We start from the raw sequence: 18502 nt of genomic DNA, 5'->3' as shown, positions 1-18502 counted from the left end.
ATCTAGTTGCTTATTAAAGCGCAATCTGGCAATCAAAAATCACGTCATAATTTCACCTTTACAAGGATCACTATGGAATTTGAAAACAACATCTTACATCTCGGGTCATTCTTTGCAGTGACCATGGGGATCGTGGTTCTATTTATCGGTCGGAGGCTCAATCAGGTCATCGGTTTTTTGAAAGAGTTCAGTATTCCAGAACCTGTCTCGGGCGGGATTTTGGCATCGCTCCTGTTCGCGGCTCTTTACGCGACGACCTCAATTGAAGTGCAGTTTGATCTGTTTGCTCGCGATGTATTATTGGTCTACTTCTTTACCACGATTGGTATTAACTCAAGTTTGAAAGACCTGTTCAAAGGCGGAAAGCCCTTAGTCATTTTGCTAGCAATCACTATCTTCTTCATGATCATGCAGAACATCGTCGGTATTTCTGTCGCATCAATGTTTGGCCTAGAGCCTGTCTTTGGTCTACTCAGCGGAAGTATTTCACTGATTGGAGGACATGGCACCGCGATTGCTTGGGCACCCAAGGTTGCAGAAGAATTCGGCCTAGAAAGCGCAATGGAAATTGGTATCGCCAGTGCAACGTTCGGGCTGATTTTAGCCAGCCTTATGGGCGGTCCTATTGCAAAGTTTCTCATCAAGCGTCATAACCTTAAACCTACCGATGAGCAATCAGGCTCAATCGATTCAAATGCCAAAAAGCAACAACAAGCTCTCACATCATTTCAATTTTTGGACGCCGTATTAGCAATTCATATTTGTGTCATTGTCGGCGCGTTGCTTAATGAATTGATCAGTCAGACAGGATTACAGCTTCCACTGTTCGTATCGTGTTTGTTTGCGGGTATCGTGATCACCAACGTAATGCCAGACTCCTACCCAAGAATCTCGGGTGCAAAATGGCCGACACGCTCGCCCGCTATCGACTTAATTGCTGAAATCTCCCTGGGTACATTTTTGGCGATGTCACTAATGAGCATGCAGCTTTGGACGCTCATTGACTTGGCAGGTCCTATCTTCGCGATATTGGCAATGCAGCTGCTACTGGCCGTGATAATCAATATCTTCATCGTGTTCCCATCAATGGGTAAGACCTATGATGCGGCTGTTGTATGTGCTGGGTTCGGAGGGATTTCGTTAGGTTCAACGCCGACAGCCATGGCGAATATGTCGGCAGTAAGTCAGAAGTATGGGCATTCAGCACAAGCCTTCATCATCGTGCCATTGGTATGCGCGTTCTTCATTGATTTAGCGAACGCCCTGATTATTCCTTACTTCATGAGAATGATGTAGCTGACCTTTGTTAAGACGATATTCCACAATTTGTTAAAGCGGTGTACCCCAATTTATTTAGACGGTGTACCCCAATTCATTAAAGCGGTGTACCCCAATAAAAAGAGCCGCTCGTATAGAGCGGCTCTTTTGCTAATGACTCAATTTGACTATCACTAACGACAACCCAAAGCTTATTGAATCGCTATCGAAATCTCGACTTCAGCTTCGCCTTTGTAGAATTCAAAATCTGTCGTGTAAGTTCGAACATGTGGGCAATCCGCTGCGTTGAAATACGCCCATACTTCACCCCATAGGTCGATCACTGCTTGAGGGAGTTCACCTTCAGCAGAAAACGTTAAGTATTTGCCTGCTTGTATTTCGGTTTCGACAAGCGCATCTAAATTGTTATCGGTGAGTGCGTTAGTACAAGCGATAACATCAAATTCACCCGTAAAGTCAGACTCGTAATTGGTGTAGACACCATACACTTTTGAATCCGGCGTTAATTTTGGAAACGCTTGGTCAAAAAAGCCCTGCCACAATTGCCCTATCTTGGCTTTGGCCGGGTCAATCTCATCGGTATTAGTGGTTCTTACTGAAAAACCATACGCCTTTACGGCTTCAATCGTTTCTACTTTCATTCGTTTTATTCCTAAGCCAATTGACGATCTAACTGTATTGAATCCAATGTTTTGTAAAATAACGCGACTAATCTTGTATCTCTTTATGGCCACACTTTTCACAGACAAGGTGACGAGAAAACTCATCCATTGACGCGATAAACGGGCCAAGGAACCAACCTTTTATCATGCCTGCCCAAAACTCGCTTCGCTTTTGGTTAGGTTTGTCTGCAAACGCACTCGTCTTTCTGACCAACACAACAACGTGTTGTGTGTCTTCTCTGCACGCGGTGCAATAGCATTGTTCTATGGTGTTATTCATTTGAAAGCCTATGACGTTTTGAATGAAATCTGCTGAAAATGAGGATTGTCGACACAGACTTCTAGTGTGGAAAGATCAGTGAGTACGACAAGTTGTTCTACACCTTGAATACTGACCTTAATGCACTCTTCACGGCTATCATTGCGTTGAGTATCTAATCCGACACATTCAATCTGCTCGCCAGACTTCAGCGTTAATTTGATTGGGTATCGGTGCATACACACAATCTCAATATAATCGTAATCGTTGCAACTAATCATAATACCCCTCCAATTCATCCACTACGCTAATGCGACACGCCATACTATGCAATATGCATATAATCAATCATTTACCTAAATCACATTGATGTTCGTCCGCAACTAAACTTGTTTCTAAACCTATTTCTAAACTTGCTTCTAAACTTGCTTCTAAACTTGCTTCTAAACGTGCTTCTAAACCTACTTCTAAACTTAGCTTAATCCCGCTTTACCCATTCACGTTTCTTCTACTCACGCCTGCTTATTCTTTCATTGTTAAATAATAATTGAGAACAAAACAATGAAAACCATGAACCATTTACACGTGTTAGCTTTCTTAGGTTTAGTCGCTTCAATAATGACGTTTAATGCGAGTGCCGCCTCAGAAATCGATGCGAGGCACTTTGCCAATGGTAAAGCCAAATACACGCAGCTTTGTCAGGTGTGTCATGGCGACAAAGGACACGGTAATGGCCCCACTGCCGCTTCATTGCCACACAAGCCCGCCAATATCGCTAATAAACTAGGCGGCTTTTTTACCAGTCCAAGTTCTTTGGCAGATGACATTTTAGAAGGTAACGTAGAACAAGGTATGCCAACGTGGAAAGGGACAATTACCAAGCAAGATGCTCTGGATATTCTGACGTACGTAGAAACTATCCAATAGTAAACGCTGTTCCATTCGCCTTTTGAACAGATATATCGGTTAATACTCCTCGTTCTATTGCGCTATCTATTTGATTGATTACACTCAATTTAATGGATAGTGAATAATACGGAATGTTATGACCTTTAAACCTTTAGCACTAAGTAGCCTGATACTTGTTTCTACGGCGACACACGCCGTCAGCTTTATCGATGAAATTGATGGCCAACTCGATATGGGAGAATACCTCGCAGAAAATGCCTACGGGTTTCTTCCTGTTCCAATTCTAATTACAGAGCCTGCGGTAGGATACGGTGGCGGCTTCACTGGTATCTTCATGCACGAATCTGAAGAGCAAAAAAACACACGTAAAGAACTCGCGGAAAAATCCATCGATGGTGGCGCCCAGCTTCTCACCCCTGCAATCACTGCGATTGGCGGCTTTGCGACAGAGAATGGCACTTGGATGGCGTTTGTTGGTCACAAGCGCAGTTGGAATGAGGACTCTATACGCTACCTTGGTGGATTAGGTTATGGCGATATCAACATGACCTTTTATAGACAAAGCTCTCCGAACGCCTTGTCTCCACTCGATCCAAACGAAGGTGTTGAGCTAGGACTCAAAGGCATGGGCGGGATACAGAAACTCCAATTTAGAGTACCCGACTCCCAATGGTTACTGGGGTTTTCTCAACAGTTCTTCGCACCAACACTCTCACTTAATAATCATCCTAAAGCGCAAGAAATCTTAAACAACATTGGCAACACGTCACCGACCTCTTCCGGTTTGGGTCTAATCGCTGAATACGACAGCAAGAACAGCTTCTTGAATCCGACGCAAGGATACAACTATGTCGCGGAATACCTTTGGTTTGGTGATGCCATTGGCAGTGATTACACCTATCAAACGTTTAATTTGGAAGGGCTGAATTATTGGGAGTTAAACAAGGAGTGGAACTTAGCGTTGCGAGGACAGTACAAATCATTGTCGACCAACGAACGAGTGCTTTCACCTCAATATTACCCAGACATTGAACTCAGGGGTATCGCCCGTAATCGTTATCAAGGTGAACACACGGTCGCGGCAGAAGTTCAAGTAAGCAAACAGTGGACACCACGTTGGTCAACCGCGGTGTTTACGGGAATTGGCTATGCGGGTGACAGCGATAAAGACATGTTTGATCAAAGCTCTCACGCGGCTTACGGTGTCGGTTTCCGTTACCTTATCGCAAGACGCTATGGTTTGATTTCAGGGATTGATATTGCGTTCAGTGAAGAAGATACCGCCCTCTACTTCCAAGTCGGTGCTGGTATCTAATTCATTACGCTGTGCTTACCCGGTAAACTAGAGCGATAAACTAAAGCAGTAGCGTTAAGACAAAGCGCTCCGGTAACAATAATTACTTGAGTGCTTTCCAGTATTGATAAAGCCCATCGATATCTGAAGAGCACATCAACGACATTGCACCTTTGATTTGTTCTTCGCTCCACTCCCACCATTTCATTTCTAACAACTGAGAAATTTCAGTTTCATTGAAACGATAGCGGATGTGACGCGCAGGGTTTGAACCAACAATCGAGTATGGCGCAACGTCTTTAGTCACAACTGCTCGACTTGCGATGATGGCTCCATCACCGACCTTAACACCACTCATGATCATGGCTTCTGTGCCAATCCACACATCGCTACCAATCACGGTATCACCAGAGCGTTCGAAGCCGTCTATCGCGCCTTCAAACTTCTCGTCGTCTTGGTAGAAGAACGGGAAGGTACTCACCCACTGATTTTGGTGGCCTTGGTTGCCCGCCATCATAAACACAGCGCCAGAACCAATCGAGCAATAGCTACCGATGATCAGCTTATCGATGTCGGTTCTATCCGGTAATAGGTAACGCGCACAGTCATCAAAGCTGTGGTTATGGTAGTAACCCGAGTAATAGCTGTGCTCGCCGACGATGATGTTTGGGTTGGTCACTTGTTCTTTGAGTGACTTTCCGACAAACGGACTTTCAAAATAATTTTTCATGTTTGTACTCTTAGTTTCGTTCTTTTAGTTAGGTACTTGTGTTGCGTGTTTATGGTTTTAACTGGTTTATCTTAGTGTAAAGGCCAGCGTGCCCTATCGACCGCCCGCAATATCAATGAATGATCCAGTTACATAAGAAGCTTCGTCTGACAGTAACCACGCGATAGAGTTAGCGACTTCTTCTGGCGTGCCACCTCGTTGTAATGGTAACTGCGAAGCTAGTCTGTCTACGCGATCAGGCTCTCCGCCGTCTGCGTGCATTTCAGTGTAGATACAACCTGGCCTTACACCATTAACTCGGATATTACGCGCAGCCAATTCAAGCGATAAGCCTTTGGTCAGTGAATCCATCGCACCTTTCGATGCTGCGTAATCCACATATTCAAACGGCGCACCTGTTCTAGAAGCCGCAGACGATACATTCACAATAGAACCTGCACCATCAGCTTGTTTGATAAAGGCTTTACTACACAGAAAGCAGCTTGATACGTTCGATTTCATCACCTTTTCAAAGCGATCCAATTCGATGTCAACTAATGGTGACTGGGTAAACAAGATCCCGGCATTATTGACCAAATGAGTCACTGGGCCTAGCTTGTTACGAGCAATCTCAAACAAAGATTTCACATCCGATTCAACAGACACATCCGCACGCACGCTTATCGCGGTTCCGCCTTGTTCGCGAATCTCGTTCACTAAATCTTCAGCTCGCGACTCATTGTGTATAAAGTTAACGCATACAGCATAGCCTTTACTGGCCAATAATTTAGACGTCGCTGCGCCAATACCTCGGCTTCCGCCTGTTACAATCACTACCTTGCTCAATGAAACCTCCTAATGCCACTTGTTTGTTATAACCTGATTTTTTGTTACAAACTGATCGTATCGATACAAACTAATTACTCGATACAACCTGAACCCACTGCGATCGCCACGCCGGCGCTTCGAATGGGTCTGGCCAAAACTCAGTTTGTTTTTGAATTAAACCATCAACAACCGTGTGAAAGGTAATCACTCGGTCTTTCAATACACTGTCAGTAACCGAAACGTCCGTTACTACCGTATCACCTTCACAGACAATCGAATTGAGGGCGAATTCCCAAACACCATTAGCTGGGTATTCAGAGTTGATTGCCGTAAAGTTATCGCGCCCTAATGTGAGTTCAGATAACTGAGGCCAATAGCCTTCAAAATCTGCGGCTAGCCATTCGCTTGCCTTGGCAAAATCATTACTGCGCATTGCATCCCAAAAACCTAATACCACTTGTTTTGGTGTCATTATTCTTCCTTAACATCGTTCAGTTATAACGAATTTTCATACATAGCTATTTATGGACGTGAAGACATCGCTTTAAGCATGCTTAAACTATATACCTCTACGTATACTTACCGATGATCGTTAAAAGATCATCGACATGGTTGGCAATATAATCGGGCTTGGTTTGCCAATTTTCAGGTTCAGATCGGCTATAACCGGCGGCCACGGCAATCACTTTTGCGTTCTTACCCAATGCTGCTTCAATATTGCGAGCAAACTGTGTGTCCGCTTCATGGTCACCGATGTACATCAAACAAAGCTCGTTAGACGGATCGGCGCCAAATATGTTCTCAACACATTTTACGCCACCAAACGGGTGTGGCTTTTGGTGGCCGTTCGAGACATCGTCATAGCCCACTACCGATTTAAACAAATCGCCAATGCCATAACTGTCGAGTACACCACGAATATTCAATTGTGAGTTTTGAGAACAGATCCCATGAGGAAGATGAGCAAACTGACTTACCACAGTGTTCATCCCGTCAAACAAGGCGACAGCAGTTTGGTTTTTCTCTTGATGCTCTGCCCACATTCCACCGGCGATCAACATTTCGTCATGCGATAGGCCATAATAGTCGACATATAAAGCTTGCCAGTTTTTAGCACCGTGGTTGGCTTCGTGATAAAGCGTTTCGCTCAGCAGATATTTAGGTAAGTTCTCACCTGTTAAGTGTGGCGCGACCACAGAGATAATATCTTTAGTAATTGCGATATTCTTTGGAACTGAATTCACTAAGGTTCCATCGTAATCCCACAGGATGGCATCTAACTTCATGGGGTATCTCGTTGTTTAAATTGACGATTTCAATTTATCACTAAAGGCCCTGTTAAGGGAAATCTTATTGTCTTGAGTTTCAAAATTAGTCTAATTAGAACAAAGCTATAAAACAAATAATTGCTGGCAAACAAAAACCAACAATCTTTACTCACATCACTGCTTTATCAATTGGAATATATGCGTATAATCCCCCGCTCTATAACGCTACCCAGCATAGGAATAGCGTCATCCCAAATTTTGTGAGTACCCAATGTCGAAACTATTTTTCAAAGGCCGTATCGAAACAAGACAGAACCACGTTCTTGCTGGCTACAATGTAAACCGCGATGTTAAAGTGGGTACTGAAGAGTCACCAGTTGCGGTAATGGTTCAAACTGAAGCTCGTAAAGCAGAAGTTGAAGCAATCGCGGCCGAGCATTCAATTTTTGTTACTGTATCTGTTGATGCAACTAAAGAAGAAAACACGCTTGAGTTCGACACGTTGTTAAACAAGCCAAAAACAATGACGTTCGAAAAGACACCTAACCGTAACGACCCATGTTCTTGCGGTAGCGGTAAGAAATACAAGAAGTGTTGTGCATAAGGCTTCTCACTCAAACTGCCAATAGCACGATGAGTTAAGTAATACCTAACGGGAAGATCATTGCTGATCTTCCCGTTTTTATTTGCCTAAGCCAAACTTACAAACTCAGTCGAGGTTGTCTGGTGTATTCAGATATGTTCCACATTGGGTACATTTGTAATCACCTGTCGCGCCCGAACCTGTTACACCAAAAGATAGAAGCTCCGATAAAATTCGTTGGAGTAAGCTCGGTTCTTTATCTTCAGCTTGTGGTGCCTTTTGCACTTGGCTACTGAACATCGTGTACCTATGCAGTGTAAGTTCCTTACAGTTACAGCAGAACGCTCTCGTCTTCTCACTTCCATACATAATATCTATAGCCTTAACTCAAAGCACAAATTAAACACATGGCAAATATGCCACATGTTGAATTAAATCTAAATATTTTCATGAAGTTATGAGCAAATTAAAGCGTTTCAAAGAAAGGTAAGCTCTCACCTGTTAAGTGACGTGTTGGCGGACAAAGTTATTCAATTCACTCACACTTCTGATGATGTGAACCTCTTTCTCTTTTGCGCGTAATTCTAACCGTAGTCTAAAGTCGTCATTCCAAAACTTAGGGCACAGTTTTAGTGTCTTGTAACTTTGTATCGTGCCTTTTATCACTGAGCTTCCATCAGGCCAGCCTTCAGGTTTAACGAACAACCCTTTGAGCATTCGCTTGGTAACAAACCAGTAGCTAATTGGATAAGGAAGGTCGATATAAACCAAAGTATCTGCGGCTTCTAAACGTGTGTTGAATGAGCTTAGAGGGCCAAAACCATCGATGATCCAGCTTTCAGAATTGATTATGTTGTCGTGTGCTTGGTCGAACACTTCACGCTCAACAAACTCTCCGTTGGCCTTATAAACAATAGAGTCCAACTGGTGAAGCTCTATGCCTGTAGCTAGTGCTAACGCTTTGCTGATTGTGGACTTTCCACTCCCAGGCTTGCCAAAAACCGCGATCTTTTTCATATGACTTCCTCTATTCAGATAAAACCCATAAGACAGCGACAAAAAACCCACCTTACGGGTGGGTTCGATAAACAAAGCGCATCAACAATCCCACCATTCCTATGGAATGATGATAATTCGTTGGTTAGATGGCGCTAAATTCAGTTTCATAACACTACTTTTATATATTGTTGCTTAGTTGTCAATGCAGCCAAACGTTGATTGGGAAGCTATATCAACGTCAAGTCGCACCCATTAATGGTCTAAATGAGTGCCTATTGGCTCGGTTATTCAGCTTTCGCCACTGTCGCTTCTGAAAGCTTGCTTAGTACACCCGATATCTTCTTAACCACTTCGTCACAGCCATTGATTGCGTGACGCTCTACCAAGTAATTAGGATCGTTGTAAGATAGCCATACTTCTTTATTAGAATCCTCAGTGACTAATACCTTCTGCGGCAAATCTATCGCGACATCTTGAGCGCATTGCATTAATGGTGTCCCTACTTTTGGGTTACCAAAGATGATGACTTCCGTTGGTCTCAATTCAAGATCGACCTTACTCGCATTTTTCTGATGGTCTATTCTCGCAAACAAGGTCAAACCCTTGCTTTTGGCGATTTCTTCAAAGCGGTCAGCGGTCTCTTTCACTGAGTAATTACTTTGGTATTTAATCAAACCATCAGAAGCCGCAGTTGAAAATGATGCCGAGAGTAAAATGGCGCATAGTGGTAGTAATTTTTTCATCGTCACCTCTGAGATTTAGCCTAATCAAACTTACATTCATAGCGCCACTACTTAAATCAGTGACGTAACCCATGTCAGTATAGACGCGTTTCCATTCTCAGTTTGCAGAGAGGATCACTTTTCTAATGCGTCTTATTATCATCAGTTTAGGCTAATTCGACGCTAACCATTGGCTTTGAAGCTTGAACGTGTGATCATCAAAATCAATAGTACCTTGCACACCTAGTGGAGTGACTAGCATAGGGTGAGTGTGGCAACTGTCGAAACCATACAGGATCTGGACATTTTTACCGTTCAGCACTTCAAGAAGTACATCGAGGGGTGTTCGCCCTGTCCCTTTATCATCAAACAGCTCATGTTTGCCGAGTACAATAGCGCCTACTCTATCGAACACTCCGCAAGCCAATAAGTGCGCGAATGAGCGCTCGACGGCTTCGATGCCTTTTAGTGAATCTTCAATAAACAGAATATCGCCTGACTTAATTTCTGGTATGTATTCGCTGCCCCAAATCCCCGCCATGGTACTCAGATTACCGCCAATCACGCGACCGCTTACTTGACCACTTCCCATGAAGTGCCATTCGTTATCGTAAACTGGCTTTGCAGAGTCTTGAGTTTCCCAGTCGTGTTTAATGTCTGTCCAACTCTCAGGCATCGTGTACTGATATTGGCTTGAATCCGAACATAAGATGTCAGTAAACGATTGGAAGGTTTCGTCGACTAACGGCGAGAACTCACCAAATGACGCGACGAGTGCTGGGCCATAGAAAGTCACCAATCCAGTTTTGGCGTAGATGCCTAACAGTAATGCGGTGGCATCTGAATAGCCGACGATGATCTTGGGGTCATTTCTTAAGGCGTCATAATCGATGTATGGCAACAGTGAGTTGCTGTTGTTACCACCAATGGTCGACATAATGCAGCGTACGTCAGGATCTCGAATGAGCTGATTGAGTTCTTCGGCTCGCGCTTGAATGGAACCAGAACGATACCCTTCTGACTCTCCAGTTAACGAACCTTCAACTAGAATGAAGCCCTGCTTTTCCAAATAACGTTTAGCACGAGCAAATCGATTAGGTGCAAAGACAGTTGCGGGCGATGACGGTGAGAAAAATCCGATTTTGTCACCGATATTTAAAGCTTTTGGGTATATCACTCGTTTGTCCTCCATAACAAAATAGGAATAATACGCCTGATTGAAACTCACTAATTATTAAAGTGAACGAGTTCTTTAAGCGAGTTGATTTCGGGATTAGAGCTCAAAAATTAAGGTTGAATCAAATTTTCATACCCAATTAATGCCACGATTTAGTCCCACATTTCTCACATTGGTACTCGTAATCACTGTCGACATAAAAACCGGGAACGTTATTGTCACCTTTAAACAATAACGTCATCAGGTACTCCATCAACACGCCTAGTTTCCATTGTTTCTTTTCAGATTCAGCGTCCGCTTTAGATTGAGCATCGGAAGCGTTAACAGCAAGGTGCGGGGTAAGTGCGTTGCACTGTTCACAGTGATAAGGGTGTTTAATATACTTATTATCAAGCATTTATATAAGCCAACTAACATTTATAAAGTTGATACATACTAACAACTTATCACTCGATTCTCGAACTTATTGTTTTCCATTAGAGTTTTATTAGAAAGAAATGAGACACAAGATAATACCATGCGTCATGCATCTACTTTAATTGGCATTGCGGTGTTCAATAGCAGAACAAAAAGAGTAACCGTGTATCGTTTGAAGTTTAGTTAAGCGCTTTAATTAGAACCGTGTATTTCCACAGGTTTGCTTCATCTTCTCCAAGCTCGATACTTGCTTCTCCACCCTCTTGATCAAGAATAAAAACCGGCATCTCACTACTAGACTCACCATTTTCATAATCGCATGACATTTTGGCCTCTAATAGAATAGCGTTAGCTTCATGCTTAGAAAGAACACCCGAATAAATGCACTTTTCAGTTTGAGATGTGACTTCCTGTCCGAAAGAGTCGAACTTAAAGGTTGGGAAGTTGAGTTTTGATTCAGAATCCTCGACAGTGACCGACACTTGGTAATCGATCGCTTCAATATTGGTATTGGTATTGGTTGCAAATGCACTACCAGAAACACTAAGCAGCAATAAAGCTAAAGCAGTGGTTTTCATGTGGTTCTTATTCCTTTAACAATGGGCTTGCTACGCTGAAGTAACACTATGAATTCCCGAGTTTAATTTAAACGTTGTTAGGTTGAAACTTCTTTGTCATTCCTTGGCAAGATAGTTAACTTTTACTTTAATAACCCTTTGTCCGCAGCACCTTCAAGTTGCACTTCTAGCTCTTTCCATAGAGCACGACTGCCTTTAGAAATACGCTCGCCATTGAAGCTCAGTACTTTGTCTTTGGATATGTTGTGCTTCTTCCAGCTATGACCACCACCATGGATGTTATGAAGCAAAGGCGGCACTCTATCGATCGCCTTACCAAATCGAGCTTCCGGTGACTCACCCGCTTCGAACTCAAGCCATAACTCCAAATACTCGGTTCTTAAATGACTCGGCAATGATTTCAGCAACCGCTCAACGCAGTTTCTCTCTTTAAGCTTGTTTTCTTCGGTTTCACTGGCATAAATGATGGTATCTCCGGCATCGATTTCCCCAAGGTCATGAATCAGCAACATCTTCATCACTCGGGTAATATCGATTTCTTCATTGGCATAGTCTTTCAACATAAGTGCGCTCAAACAGACATGCCAACTGTGCTCGGCCGAGTTTTCATATCGATCCAATCCAACCGGTTTTGTCTGTCGATGAACATCCTTTAATTGTTCAATTTCGACCATGAATTGCAGAATGCCTTTGATTTCTTCCACGATGAGCTTCCTTAACTTAAGTTGATGATTTATCGGTGCGGAGGGTTAACCTAGCGACAGAGAAGCGTTACTCCCAATGAACCGACATTTTGTAATACGCAACGCCCGATTTTTCAAATTCAGAGCCTTCTACAGCCATCCCAAACTTTTGATAAAAACCTAAAGCCGTTGTACGCGCATCGCACCAAAAACATTGGATGTTTAAATCTTTGATGCTAGAGATTACATGCTCAATCACGTTTGAACCTATTCCCTGCCCTTGGAATTCAGGCAGCGTGGCAAACTTTCTCAGCCTCGCTTCATGGCCTTGGATATAGATAGACGCGACACAAACCAACTGCTCACCAATAAACGCGCCGTAATGCGTTGCGTGTTCGTCATCTGGCACCATACAAAACGACATCGGTTTATCAGGCCAAAGCACTTGATGCCTAACCGGAAGTACCTCCGTCGCTGAAAGCTGTTTTATTTCCATATTCTCGGTTTAACTCCCGACTTGATGACCCTTGTTGTAATTGCAGGGCTTGTGATTGTTAAGATTGTTATTACTAAGCTTATTATTACCAAGCTTGGTAAGTCATTAAGTGATAACGCTCTAATCCCTTTCCCTCTGTGGATGAGATAACAAAGCCTTGCGACTGATAAAAGCCAACCGCATTTTCATTGGTAGTCAAACACTTCAATGTCAGATCAGGGTAATGTTGTTTGCAAGTATTGAGTAAAGCAGAACCAGCCCCAGAACGTAGCATTCGCGGGCAAACATAGAGGTGATGGATGAAGCTTTCAGGTTCCCAAACAGAGGCAAAACCTAAAACCTTATTGCCAGAAACAGCCACCCATATCTGCTCACCTTCTGTATCTAATTCGAAATCGGATAACTCAAAAGCGTCGGCATCAGCCCAATGAAAGGTGTCCTGTCTTGATTCTAGATAGAGCGCCTGTAAAGCGGTTAAATACTTGGGTTGATACCTTGTGACTTCCATGTCGCTCCTGCCTATCCGTATGACTAGAATTAAGGTTGTTGACTAAGCTTTTCTACCTGTTAGCCATAGGGTGTTCAGGGTTTAACTGAAGCAGATCCCACAAGTTACCGTAAAGATCTTCAAACACAGCAACGGTGCCGTAGCCTTGCTCTTTAGGCTCTCGGACAAAGTTAATGCCCAAAGACGTCATACGTTCGTAATCACGCCAGAAATCATCGGTGTTTAAGAATAGGAATACGCGTCCACCAGCTTGGTTGCCGATGAAATCGTGTTGATCAGGCTTGGAAGCTCTAGCAAGTAACAGGCTCACACCGGTTGAATTTGGTGGAGCAACAACAACCCAACGCTTATCTTCTTCTGGTAGATACGTGTCTTCGATAAGATCAAACTTAAGCTTGTTTACATAGAAATCAAGCGCTTCATCGTAGTCTTTTACCACGAGTGCAATGTGGACAATATTCTGTTTCATAACATACCTTGTTGGGGTTTTAGCTGCGTGGAATGATGCCATGAAGCAGGCAAAGACACTAGGTGTCTCATCATAAATCGTAGTATCTCGTCCGCCACAATCTAAAAGCTATGCACCACCTATAACTGCCAGAATCCGAGCTCAACGCCACCTTGAATAACAATGGCACACATGCCGTGACGTGGTAACTCCATTGGCGGCACCACGACTTCGGCACCTAGTTTCTCGGCTGCATTTACTGCAGACTGAATATCCTCAACCAGCGTGTAATGACGAACAGTTGGGTTTTCAGTTTCACGAAGCGGTGCTCGAATGCCAATTACCCCGCCATTAGATAGCTTTGCAGTGCGCGCCCCACCAAGGTTCACATCAGCACCACTGAACTTCACATTGTAAAGCTGAGCGTATGTTGCACAAACAATATCGACATCTGGGGTAACCACTTCAAGATATTGAACCTTCATCAAATTTCCTTTTCGTGTTCTTTAAGACTCTCAACCAGCAAAAAGCTGTGCAGGTGTTTCTCATCAATAATTAATCGGTTTCATATTACTAAGCAATTTGACCGCGCATGATAAATTGCGGGCCTGCTGCGCCACCTAGATATTGTTGATTGGTATCTTCGAAGCCGCCTTTCCTATAACAGTTGAATGCTGCGGGGTTTTTGCAATTCACGGTTAAGTAAATCGACTCATACGCTGAGTAATTCGCTTTTAAATATGGAAACAAAGCTTTGACCGTGCCAGTTCCTAAACCTTTACCTTGCTGGTTTTTATCAAGCACAAAAGCTCTTAAGCCAATGCTTCCTTCTGGGCAGAATTCGTAGTGCTCTGCGTAAGCTATATCCAGCTTAAAGAAACCCACAACTTCGTTATCAGACTTAATCACGTGCAAGTGCGTCGTTTCACTGCCGTCTAATAAAAACTCTGCAGCTGTGCCAGCGAACTTGACCTGTTCATCGGCGAGTTGGATGGCCTGAACTGACGCCACATGCGATTCTTCAAGCCTTTCGATAGTTATCATTGTTGTTCCTTCTGTATAACACGCACGAAAAACCGACTAAAGCTCATCGCTAGTATCTCGAGAACCGTAGTTTGGGAAGTTGATATTAAGAACATTATCGTCCTCAAGCGTGAATAGAACACTTCCATTCTCTACACCGGTTTCGTTCCTATCTGAACAACCTAGAAACAACTCCCAATCAAACGAATATTGAAGTCGGTATTGATTCGCATTGATGTGTAGAACGTCTTTGATTTTGATACCGTTCACCACATGTGCCATATCATCGATGTATGACAGGTCTGGGATTAACTTTTCTTCGAAATCACTCTTATGCTCGGTGAAGAAATTGAGCAGCTCAGAACATAACTCGGAGCCATGAACCGATGGTTTAGACAGACTAGAAAACAACATTTCTAAATACTCCAAGGATTGTTTTGATATTGGAAAGATGGGCGCGAATCTGTTACAAATTCAAGCTCAGCCAGCGCGAACCTTTAAGGCTAAACGTTACTATTATCCGAGCTATTAAACGAGTACATTCGAACTTCATCTCGAGGAAACCAGCCCAATTTTTCGTAAAACTGTTGAGCGTTGATGTTGTCGTTATAGACAAACAAGTGAGTCTTCGGGATGCCTAACCCTGCAAGGGCGTTGACCGCCTCTGCAACAAGCTTACAACCTAACTTTTGCCCTCTGAAGTTGGCCGAGACAGCTAAGTGTTGTAAATACCCACGACGTCCATCCGTTCCGACCAACACAGCACCAATGATCTCGTTGTTATTTTCAGCCACAAAACTCAGACCGGGGTTACGATCTAAATAGTTCCCAATACTTTCTTTCGAATCGGCATCGCGAATACTCATGCCTTCTGTCTGGCACCACAACGCGATCACTGAGTCGTAGTCTGAAATTGCCATTTCCCGAATGTTGACCACTCTACTCTCCTTGTATATACGGGGTCTTTATTTGCTACTTTTTGACGAGCGACTTGGTGAGAAACGATAGCGAGGAATCTACAGGGTAATTTTCTAACACCATCTGGCATTCATACCCTCGTTTCTCATAGAAAGGCTTAGCTTGGAAACTTAATGTATCGATCAGTGACGACGTACAGCCTTGAGACTTCGCATACTCTTCAATAAGTTCAAGCAACGCACTACCGACTTGCTTTCCTCTCATCGAATCATCGACCCAGAGAAACTTAATCAGTAACCAGTTTCCCCAAAGATCAGCAATAATGCCACCGACTTTGTTGCCTTCCACCATCGCGTAGTACGCAACTTGAGACTTGGGTATCCCTTCCAGAAACGGTGTGTTGTGTTTGATTAACCCGCCTCGGACTTCATTAATGTCTTCATCGGAGGGCTCGATATCTAATTGGTATTCCATTGACTTCCTATCTATAGATTAACCGATTGTCTTATAATAATTGAGTCTTAAATAAGGTCTATCTGGCGCTAATTGAGATATACACAGCGTCCAGATTAACCATAACTAATTGTACTATCTATAATTTTAATTTCGAGTCATCAATTTTTTTGAAATTAACTCAACACAATGCTTTGCTGATTGACTAACACCCGATAACTGAAAGAAACCATGGATTACACCCGAATAGCGCTGGCAACTAGCATCAACACCTTGCGACACCATTAACTTATAGAGCTGTTCGCCTTCGTCACGTAATGGATCGAACTCGGCAGTGATGATGGTTGTCGTTGGCAGTCCGTTAAAATCACAGTTCAAAAGGGTGAGTTCAGGTTCATTGAATGCATTAGATTTATTATTTGTGTATAACTCGAAGCCGGAAAGCAACATGTTTGCCGTTATAATATAGTTTGTGCCATTTTCCACGTAACTGCGTGAACTTCCTTTAGGATCTAGCATCGGATAGATAAGAATTTGCTGGCTCGGTAACCAAGACTCATACTTTTTTAGTCTCAATGTTGTCGCCAACGCTAATTGCCCACCGGCACTATCACCAACAAACGCCATTTGTTCGATATTGCCACCATATTTGCGACCAAACTCCTTGATACCAAGTACAGCTTGATACACATCGTCGTGCGCCGCTGGATATGTATGCTCAGGTGCCAGTCTATATTTGATGCAAATAACAATTGAGTTAGATTGAAGGGCAATCTGTCTTAATTGAACATCATGTGTTTCAAAGCCACCGCTGATAAAGCAACCACCGTGGAAGTACACTGTGATAGGTAGATTCGATTCGGTCGTAGGCTTATAAACTTTTATCTGCACACCGTTTAATGCATCTAAGAATTCGTGTTCTATTTTAGGACTCTTCCCCGCTAAAACGGTACTGCCAATATAGCCAGTACGTCGCTCTTCGATGGTTTGGAGTGATGGACAAGGTTTACCATTGGATTGGAAGTCTTCGACTAGATCTTTAATACCTGGTTCTAAATGATTCGTCATTTTATGACTCAATGATTGAAAAATCGAGGGATGATACATCAAAAGAAAGGCATGTACATACATACAGTTTTAATTTGTGAGCTCAATTAAAACTCTTGTTCAGATTCTTAATAATCCGAGAGCAATAACTACATAAATGCTTCAAACCAAAGCACCAAATCTAAGTTTGATCTCGAAGACTAAGCATTAATAGTGTTATTAATTTATAGGTAATACGGACATTTACTTATACAAGCTAAACTTCTTTGTAAACTCACGTAGAATATCCGTGTCACCAAACAGGCATACACCAAGATACTCAAGATCTTCTTCTTTGATTTCTTTGGTTCGTTGCTGCTGTTCAGCAGAACTACCTTCGATCATTGAGCTCGTAAAATCAGTAAATTTAATACCGCGACTGAACGCTTCTTCGCGCACTTTTCTAAGCTTATTTGAGTTGTCTGCTTTCAGCACGATGAAAGGATAGTGAGATAGGTTTGGGTGAACATTGCCATCCAAGTCTTCATAGTCAACGTAGCAAGTCTCGTCACTTTCTAATTGATTAGATAGGCCAACGCTCAAGTGCCCTAGCACGTTCAATGTTCTTCCTAAATCCATCTTTTTGCTTAAAACCGCTATGAATCGTTTTTGGCTTTCGTCTGGTAAATGGCTCACTACATATCCTCATTCATTCTTAATCACAGTATTTGTATAACGCATTACTGGGGCGTGAGCAATGCAACCTTAGTACTCAGTTAATACGTTTAGTCCATCCAATAATTTCGAGCAAAGACCAGTATTTGGTATCCAACAACAAGGTCATGATTTAATGAATATCTTGGCAGAACCTAAAGAGATAACCGTCTGGAGTTTGAACGATGAACTGCTTCTGAGTCGCGATCGAATCACCACATTGATAAGACTTCGACTCTAACGCTAAGTAAATAGAATCAGCGGCGCTTTCGTTAACTCTCTGATAAAGTGGTTCGATATCGATAACATCCCATTGGAAGTTAACACCACGCCCTAACGGAAACTCCAGATCACCTGAAAGCCATTTTCGACTTTTGCCCGCAATCCCTTCAAGCATCACATCAACACCATCGAGCGTTAGATAAGCAAACTCTTCATCTGGGCGATCGTATTTCACTTCAAACCCCAACACATCGACAAAGAAGGATTTGCTCACATTAATATCGAAACAATAAAGCTCTGGAACTACTCGTAATGTCATGATTTACCT

At 42.9% G+C, this 18502-nt stretch carries 29 protein-coding genes; 4 read left to right on the top strand and 25 right to left on the bottom strand.

Going from position 1 to position 18502, the window contains the following annotated elements; translation table 11 throughout:
* Positions 1–72 precede the first annotated feature (72 nt).
* A complete protein-coding gene (gene gltS / locus NX845_RS02905; protein WP_017078222.1) occupies positions 73–1296 on the top strand; it encodes a sodium/glutamate symporter in 1224 nt (407 codons plus the stop codon).
* 173 nt (positions 1297–1469) lie between these two features.
* Here gltS and NX845_RS02900 read toward each other — a convergent pair whose 3' ends face one another.
* From NX845_RS02900 to NX845_RS02890, 3 genes are all read right to left on the bottom strand, one after another.
* Positions 1470–1919, bottom strand: a complete 450-nt coding sequence (locus NX845_RS02900) for a GyrI-like domain-containing protein (protein ID WP_102450903.1) — start codon at positions 1917–1919, stop codon at positions 1470–1472.
* Between the two features lie 67 nt (positions 1920–1986).
* A complete protein-coding gene (locus NX845_RS02895) occupies positions 1987–2220 on the bottom strand; it encodes a hypothetical protein (RefSeq protein ID WP_004733848.1) in 234 nt (77 codons plus the stop codon).
* An 8-nt stretch (positions 2221–2228) separates the two neighbouring features.
* A complete protein-coding gene (locus NX845_RS02890; protein WP_004733849.1) occupies positions 2229–2480 on the bottom strand; it encodes a Rho-binding antiterminator in 252 nt (83 codons plus the stop codon).
* A gap of 280 nt (positions 2481–2760) precedes the next feature.
* Between NX845_RS02890 and NX845_RS02885 the strand changes: the two genes are divergently transcribed.
* Together NX845_RS02885 and NX845_RS02880 are read left to right on the top strand one after the other, a co-directional pair.
* Positions 2761–3126: a cytochrome c gene (locus NX845_RS02885; RefSeq protein ID WP_102450904.1), complete on the top strand. Its 366-nt coding sequence runs from the start codon at positions 2761–2763 to the stop codon at positions 3124–3126.
* A gap of 118 nt (positions 3127–3244) precedes the next feature.
* Positions 3245–4423 (top strand): BamA/TamA family outer membrane protein, encoded by a 1179-nt coding sequence (locus NX845_RS02880; protein WP_102488018.1) that lies wholly within the window; start codon positions 3245–3247, stop codon positions 4421–4423.
* An 82-nt stretch (positions 4424–4505) separates the two neighbouring features.
* Here NX845_RS02880 and catB read toward each other — a convergent pair whose 3' ends face one another.
* The 4 genes from catB to NX845_RS02860 all read right to left on the bottom strand — a co-directional run bounded on the left by catB (position 4506) and on the right by NX845_RS02860 (position 7225).
* Positions 4506–5132 carry a type B chloramphenicol O-acetyltransferase gene (gene catB, locus NX845_RS02875; RefSeq protein ID WP_017096128.1) on the bottom strand — a complete coding sequence of 209 codons (627 nt, stop codon included), beginning with the start codon at positions 5130–5132 and terminating at the stop codon, positions 4506–4508.
* A 93-nt stretch (positions 5133–5225) separates the two neighbouring features.
* Complete coding sequence (locus NX845_RS02870) at positions 5226–5957, bottom strand: glucose 1-dehydrogenase (protein ID WP_017090681.1); 732 nt, start codon at positions 5955–5957, stop codon at positions 5226–5228.
* 70 nt (positions 5958–6027) lie between these two features.
* Positions 6028–6411 (bottom strand): nuclear transport factor 2 family protein, encoded by a 384-nt coding sequence (locus NX845_RS02865; RefSeq protein WP_260256505.1) that lies wholly within the window; start codon positions 6409–6411, stop codon positions 6028–6030.
* A 97-nt stretch (positions 6412–6508) separates the two neighbouring features.
* Positions 6509–7225 carry an HAD family hydrolase gene (locus NX845_RS02860; RefSeq protein WP_017096130.1) on the bottom strand — a complete coding sequence of 239 codons (717 nt, stop codon included), beginning with the start codon at positions 7223–7225 and terminating at the stop codon, positions 6509–6511.
* A gap of 253 nt (positions 7226–7478) precedes the next feature.
* Between NX845_RS02860 and NX845_RS02855 the strand changes: the two genes are divergently transcribed.
* Positions 7479–7811 carry a PBPRA1643 family SWIM/SEC-C metal-binding motif protein gene (locus NX845_RS02855; RefSeq protein WP_004733856.1) on the top strand — a complete coding sequence of 111 codons (333 nt, stop codon included), beginning with the start codon at positions 7479–7481 and terminating at the stop codon, positions 7809–7811.
* Positions 7812–7916: 105 nt separating this feature from the next.
* Here NX845_RS02855 and NX845_RS02850 read toward each other — a convergent pair whose 3' ends face one another.
* The 18 genes from NX845_RS02850 to NX845_RS02765 form a co-directional block, all read right to left on the bottom strand.
* Positions 7917–8159 carry a hypothetical protein gene (locus tag NX845_RS02850; protein ID WP_029222243.1) on the bottom strand — a complete coding sequence of 81 codons (243 nt, stop codon included), beginning with the start codon at positions 8157–8159 and terminating at the stop codon, positions 7917–7919.
* A gap of 132 nt (positions 8160–8291) precedes the next feature.
* Positions 8292–8807, bottom strand: a complete 516-nt coding sequence (locus NX845_RS02845; RefSeq protein ID WP_017096131.1) for an adenylate kinase — start codon at positions 8805–8807, stop codon at positions 8292–8294.
* A gap of 266 nt (positions 8808–9073) precedes the next feature.
* Entirely contained in the window at positions 9074–9532 is a 459-nt protein-coding gene (locus NX845_RS02840) for a DUF302 domain-containing protein (protein WP_260256504.1), read from the bottom strand.
* 151 nt (positions 9533–9683) lie between these two features.
* A complete protein-coding gene (locus NX845_RS02835; RefSeq protein WP_065681844.1) occupies positions 9684–10688 on the bottom strand; it encodes a S66 peptidase family protein in 1005 nt (334 codons plus the stop codon).
* Positions 10689–10827: 139 nt separating this feature from the next.
* On the bottom strand, positions 10828–11085 hold the full coding sequence (locus tag NX845_RS02830; protein ID WP_065681845.1) for a hypothetical protein: 258 nt from the start codon (positions 11083–11085) through the stop codon (positions 10828–10830).
* Positions 11086–11284: 199 nt separating this feature from the next.
* On the bottom strand, positions 11285–11683 hold the full coding sequence (locus tag NX845_RS02825; protein WP_065681846.1) for a hypothetical protein: 399 nt from the start codon (positions 11681–11683) through the stop codon (positions 11285–11287).
* Positions 11684–11805: 122 nt separating this feature from the next.
* Complete coding sequence (locus NX845_RS02820; RefSeq protein WP_065681847.1) at positions 11806–12387, bottom strand: HD domain-containing protein; 582 nt, start codon at positions 12385–12387, stop codon at positions 11806–11808.
* Between the two features lie 67 nt (positions 12388–12454).
* A complete protein-coding gene (locus NX845_RS02815; protein ID WP_065681848.1) occupies positions 12455–12862 on the bottom strand; it encodes a GNAT family N-acetyltransferase in 408 nt (135 codons plus the stop codon).
* Between the two features lie 85 nt (positions 12863–12947).
* Positions 12948–13370 (bottom strand): GNAT family N-acetyltransferase, encoded by a 423-nt coding sequence (locus NX845_RS02810; protein WP_065681849.1) that lies wholly within the window; start codon positions 13368–13370, stop codon positions 12948–12950.
* Positions 13371–13422: 52 nt separating this feature from the next.
* Entirely contained in the window at positions 13423–13839 is a 417-nt protein-coding gene (locus NX845_RS02805) for a VOC family protein (protein WP_260256503.1), read from the bottom strand.
* Between the two features lie 119 nt (positions 13840–13958).
* Complete coding sequence (locus NX845_RS02800; RefSeq protein ID WP_065681850.1) at positions 13959–14303, bottom strand: VOC family protein; 345 nt, start codon at positions 14301–14303, stop codon at positions 13959–13961.
* A gap of 88 nt (positions 14304–14391) precedes the next feature.
* Positions 14392–14862 carry a GNAT family N-acetyltransferase gene (locus tag NX845_RS02795; RefSeq protein WP_065681851.1) on the bottom strand — a complete coding sequence of 157 codons (471 nt, stop codon included), beginning with the start codon at positions 14860–14862 and terminating at the stop codon, positions 14392–14394.
* Between the two features lie 36 nt (positions 14863–14898).
* A complete protein-coding gene (locus NX845_RS02790) occupies positions 14899–15255 on the bottom strand; it encodes a hypothetical protein (protein WP_065675216.1) in 357 nt (118 codons plus the stop codon).
* An 89-nt stretch (positions 15256–15344) separates the two neighbouring features.
* Entirely contained in the window at positions 15345–15779 is a 435-nt protein-coding gene (locus NX845_RS02785) for a GNAT family N-acetyltransferase (RefSeq protein WP_065681852.1), read from the bottom strand.
* Between the two features lie 34 nt (positions 15780–15813).
* Positions 15814–16233: a GNAT family N-acetyltransferase gene (locus NX845_RS02780; protein WP_065681853.1), complete on the bottom strand. Its 420-nt coding sequence runs from the start codon at positions 16231–16233 to the stop codon at positions 15814–15816.
* Between the two features lie 126 nt (positions 16234–16359).
* Positions 16360–17280: an alpha/beta hydrolase gene (locus tag NX845_RS02775; protein WP_065681854.1), complete on the bottom strand. Its 921-nt coding sequence runs from the start codon at positions 17278–17280 to the stop codon at positions 16360–16362.
* Positions 17281–17502: 222 nt separating this feature from the next.
* Entirely contained in the window at positions 17503–17934 is a 432-nt protein-coding gene (locus NX845_RS02770) for a DUF2000 domain-containing protein (RefSeq protein ID WP_065681855.1), read from the bottom strand.
* Between the two features lie 151 nt (positions 17935–18085).
* Positions 18086–18493, bottom strand: a complete 408-nt coding sequence (locus NX845_RS02765) for a VOC family protein (RefSeq protein WP_017083593.1) — start codon at positions 18491–18493, stop codon at positions 18086–18088.
* Positions 18494–18502 lie beyond the last annotated feature (9 nt).

Source organism: Vibrio sp. NC2 (assembly GCF_025195005.1).
GTDB classification, from domain to species: domain Bacteria; phylum Pseudomonadota; class Gammaproteobacteria; order Enterobacterales; family Vibrionaceae; genus Vibrio; species Vibrio splendidus.
The sequence above is the reverse complement of the archived record's forward strand: the minus strand, read 5'-3'. Positions and strand labels throughout refer to the sequence as shown.

Excerpts from the sequence above, each read along its gene's own strand:
- NX845_RS02890 (WP_004733849.1), bottom strand. The coding sequence starts at position 2,480 with ATGATTAGTTGCAACGATTACGATTATATTGAGATTGTGTGTATGCAC.
- NX845_RS02825 (WP_065681846.1), bottom strand. The coding sequence starts at position 11,683 with ATGAAAACCACTGCTTTAGCTTTATTGCTGCTTAGTGTTTCTGGTAGT.
- NX845_RS02790 (WP_065675216.1), bottom strand. The coding sequence starts at position 15,255 with ATGTTGTTTTCTAGTCTGTCTAAACCATCGGTTCATGGCTCCGAGTTA.
- NX845_RS02805 (WP_260256503.1), bottom strand. The coding sequence starts at position 13,839 with ATGAAACAGAATATTGTCCACATTGCACTCGTGGTAAAAGACTACGAT.
- NX845_RS02775 (WP_065681854.1), bottom strand. The coding sequence starts at position 17,280 with ATGACGAATCATTTAGAACCAGGTATTAAAGATCTAGTCGAAGACTTC.
- NX845_RS02845 (WP_017096131.1), bottom strand. The coding sequence starts at position 8,807 with ATGAAAAAGATCGCGGTTTTTGGCAAGCCTGGGAGTGGAAAGTCCACA.
- NX845_RS02795 (WP_065681851.1), bottom strand. The coding sequence starts at position 14,862 with ATGATAACTATCGAAAGGCTTGAAGAATCGCATGTGGCGTCAGTTCAG.
- gltS (WP_017078222.1), top strand. The coding sequence starts at position 73 with ATGGAATTTGAAAACAACATCTTACATCTCGGGTCATTCTTTGCAGTG.
- NX845_RS02900 (WP_102450903.1), bottom strand. The coding sequence starts at position 1,919 with ATGAAAGTAGAAACGATTGAAGCCGTAAAGGCGTATGGTTTTTCAGTA.
- NX845_RS02800 (WP_065681850.1), bottom strand. The coding sequence starts at position 14,303 with ATGAAGGTTCAATATCTTGAAGTGGTTACCCCAGATGTCGATATTGTT.
- NX845_RS02765 (WP_017083593.1), bottom strand. The coding sequence starts at position 18,493 with ATGACATTACGAGTAGTTCCAGAGCTTTATTGTTTCGATATTAATGTG.
- NX845_RS02880 (WP_102488018.1), top strand. The coding sequence starts at position 3,245 with ATGACCTTTAAACCTTTAGCACTAAGTAGCCTGATACTTGTTTCTACG.
- NX845_RS02885 (WP_102450904.1), top strand. The coding sequence starts at position 2,761 with ATGAAAACCATGAACCATTTACACGTGTTAGCTTTCTTAGGTTTAGTC.
- catB (WP_017096128.1), bottom strand. The coding sequence starts at position 5,132 with ATGAAAAATTATTTTGAAAGTCCGTTTGTCGGAAAGTCACTCAAAGAA.
- NX845_RS02840 (WP_260256504.1), bottom strand. The coding sequence starts at position 9,532 with ATGAAAAAATTACTACCACTATGCGCCATTTTACTCTCGGCATCATTT.
- NX845_RS02860 (WP_017096130.1), bottom strand. The coding sequence starts at position 7,225 with ATGAAGTTAGATGCCATCCTGTGGGATTACGATGGAACCTTAGTGAAT.
- NX845_RS02810 (WP_065681849.1), bottom strand. The coding sequence starts at position 13,370 with ATGGAAGTCACAAGGTATCAACCCAAGTATTTAACCGCTTTACAGGCG.
- NX845_RS02850 (WP_029222243.1), bottom strand. The coding sequence starts at position 8,159 with ATGTATGGAAGTGAGAAGACGAGAGCGTTCTGCTGTAACTGTAAGGAA.
- NX845_RS02895 (WP_004733848.1), bottom strand. The coding sequence starts at position 2,220 with ATGAATAACACCATAGAACAATGCTATTGCACCGCGTGCAGAGAAGAC.
- NX845_RS02865 (WP_260256505.1), bottom strand. The coding sequence starts at position 6,411 with ATGACACCAAAACAAGTGGTATTAGGTTTTTGGGATGCAATGCGCAGT.
- NX845_RS02780 (WP_065681853.1), bottom strand. The coding sequence starts at position 16,233 with ATGGAATACCAATTAGATATCGAGCCCTCCGATGAAGACATTAATGAA.
- NX845_RS02855 (WP_004733856.1), top strand. The coding sequence starts at position 7,479 with ATGTCGAAACTATTTTTCAAAGGCCGTATCGAAACAAGACAGAACCAC.
- NX845_RS02815 (WP_065681848.1), bottom strand. The coding sequence starts at position 12,862 with ATGGAAATAAAACAGCTTTCAGCGACGGAGGTACTTCCGGTTAGGCAT.
- NX845_RS02830 (WP_065681845.1), bottom strand. The coding sequence starts at position 11,085 with ATGCTTGATAATAAGTATATTAAACACCCTTATCACTGTGAACAGTGC.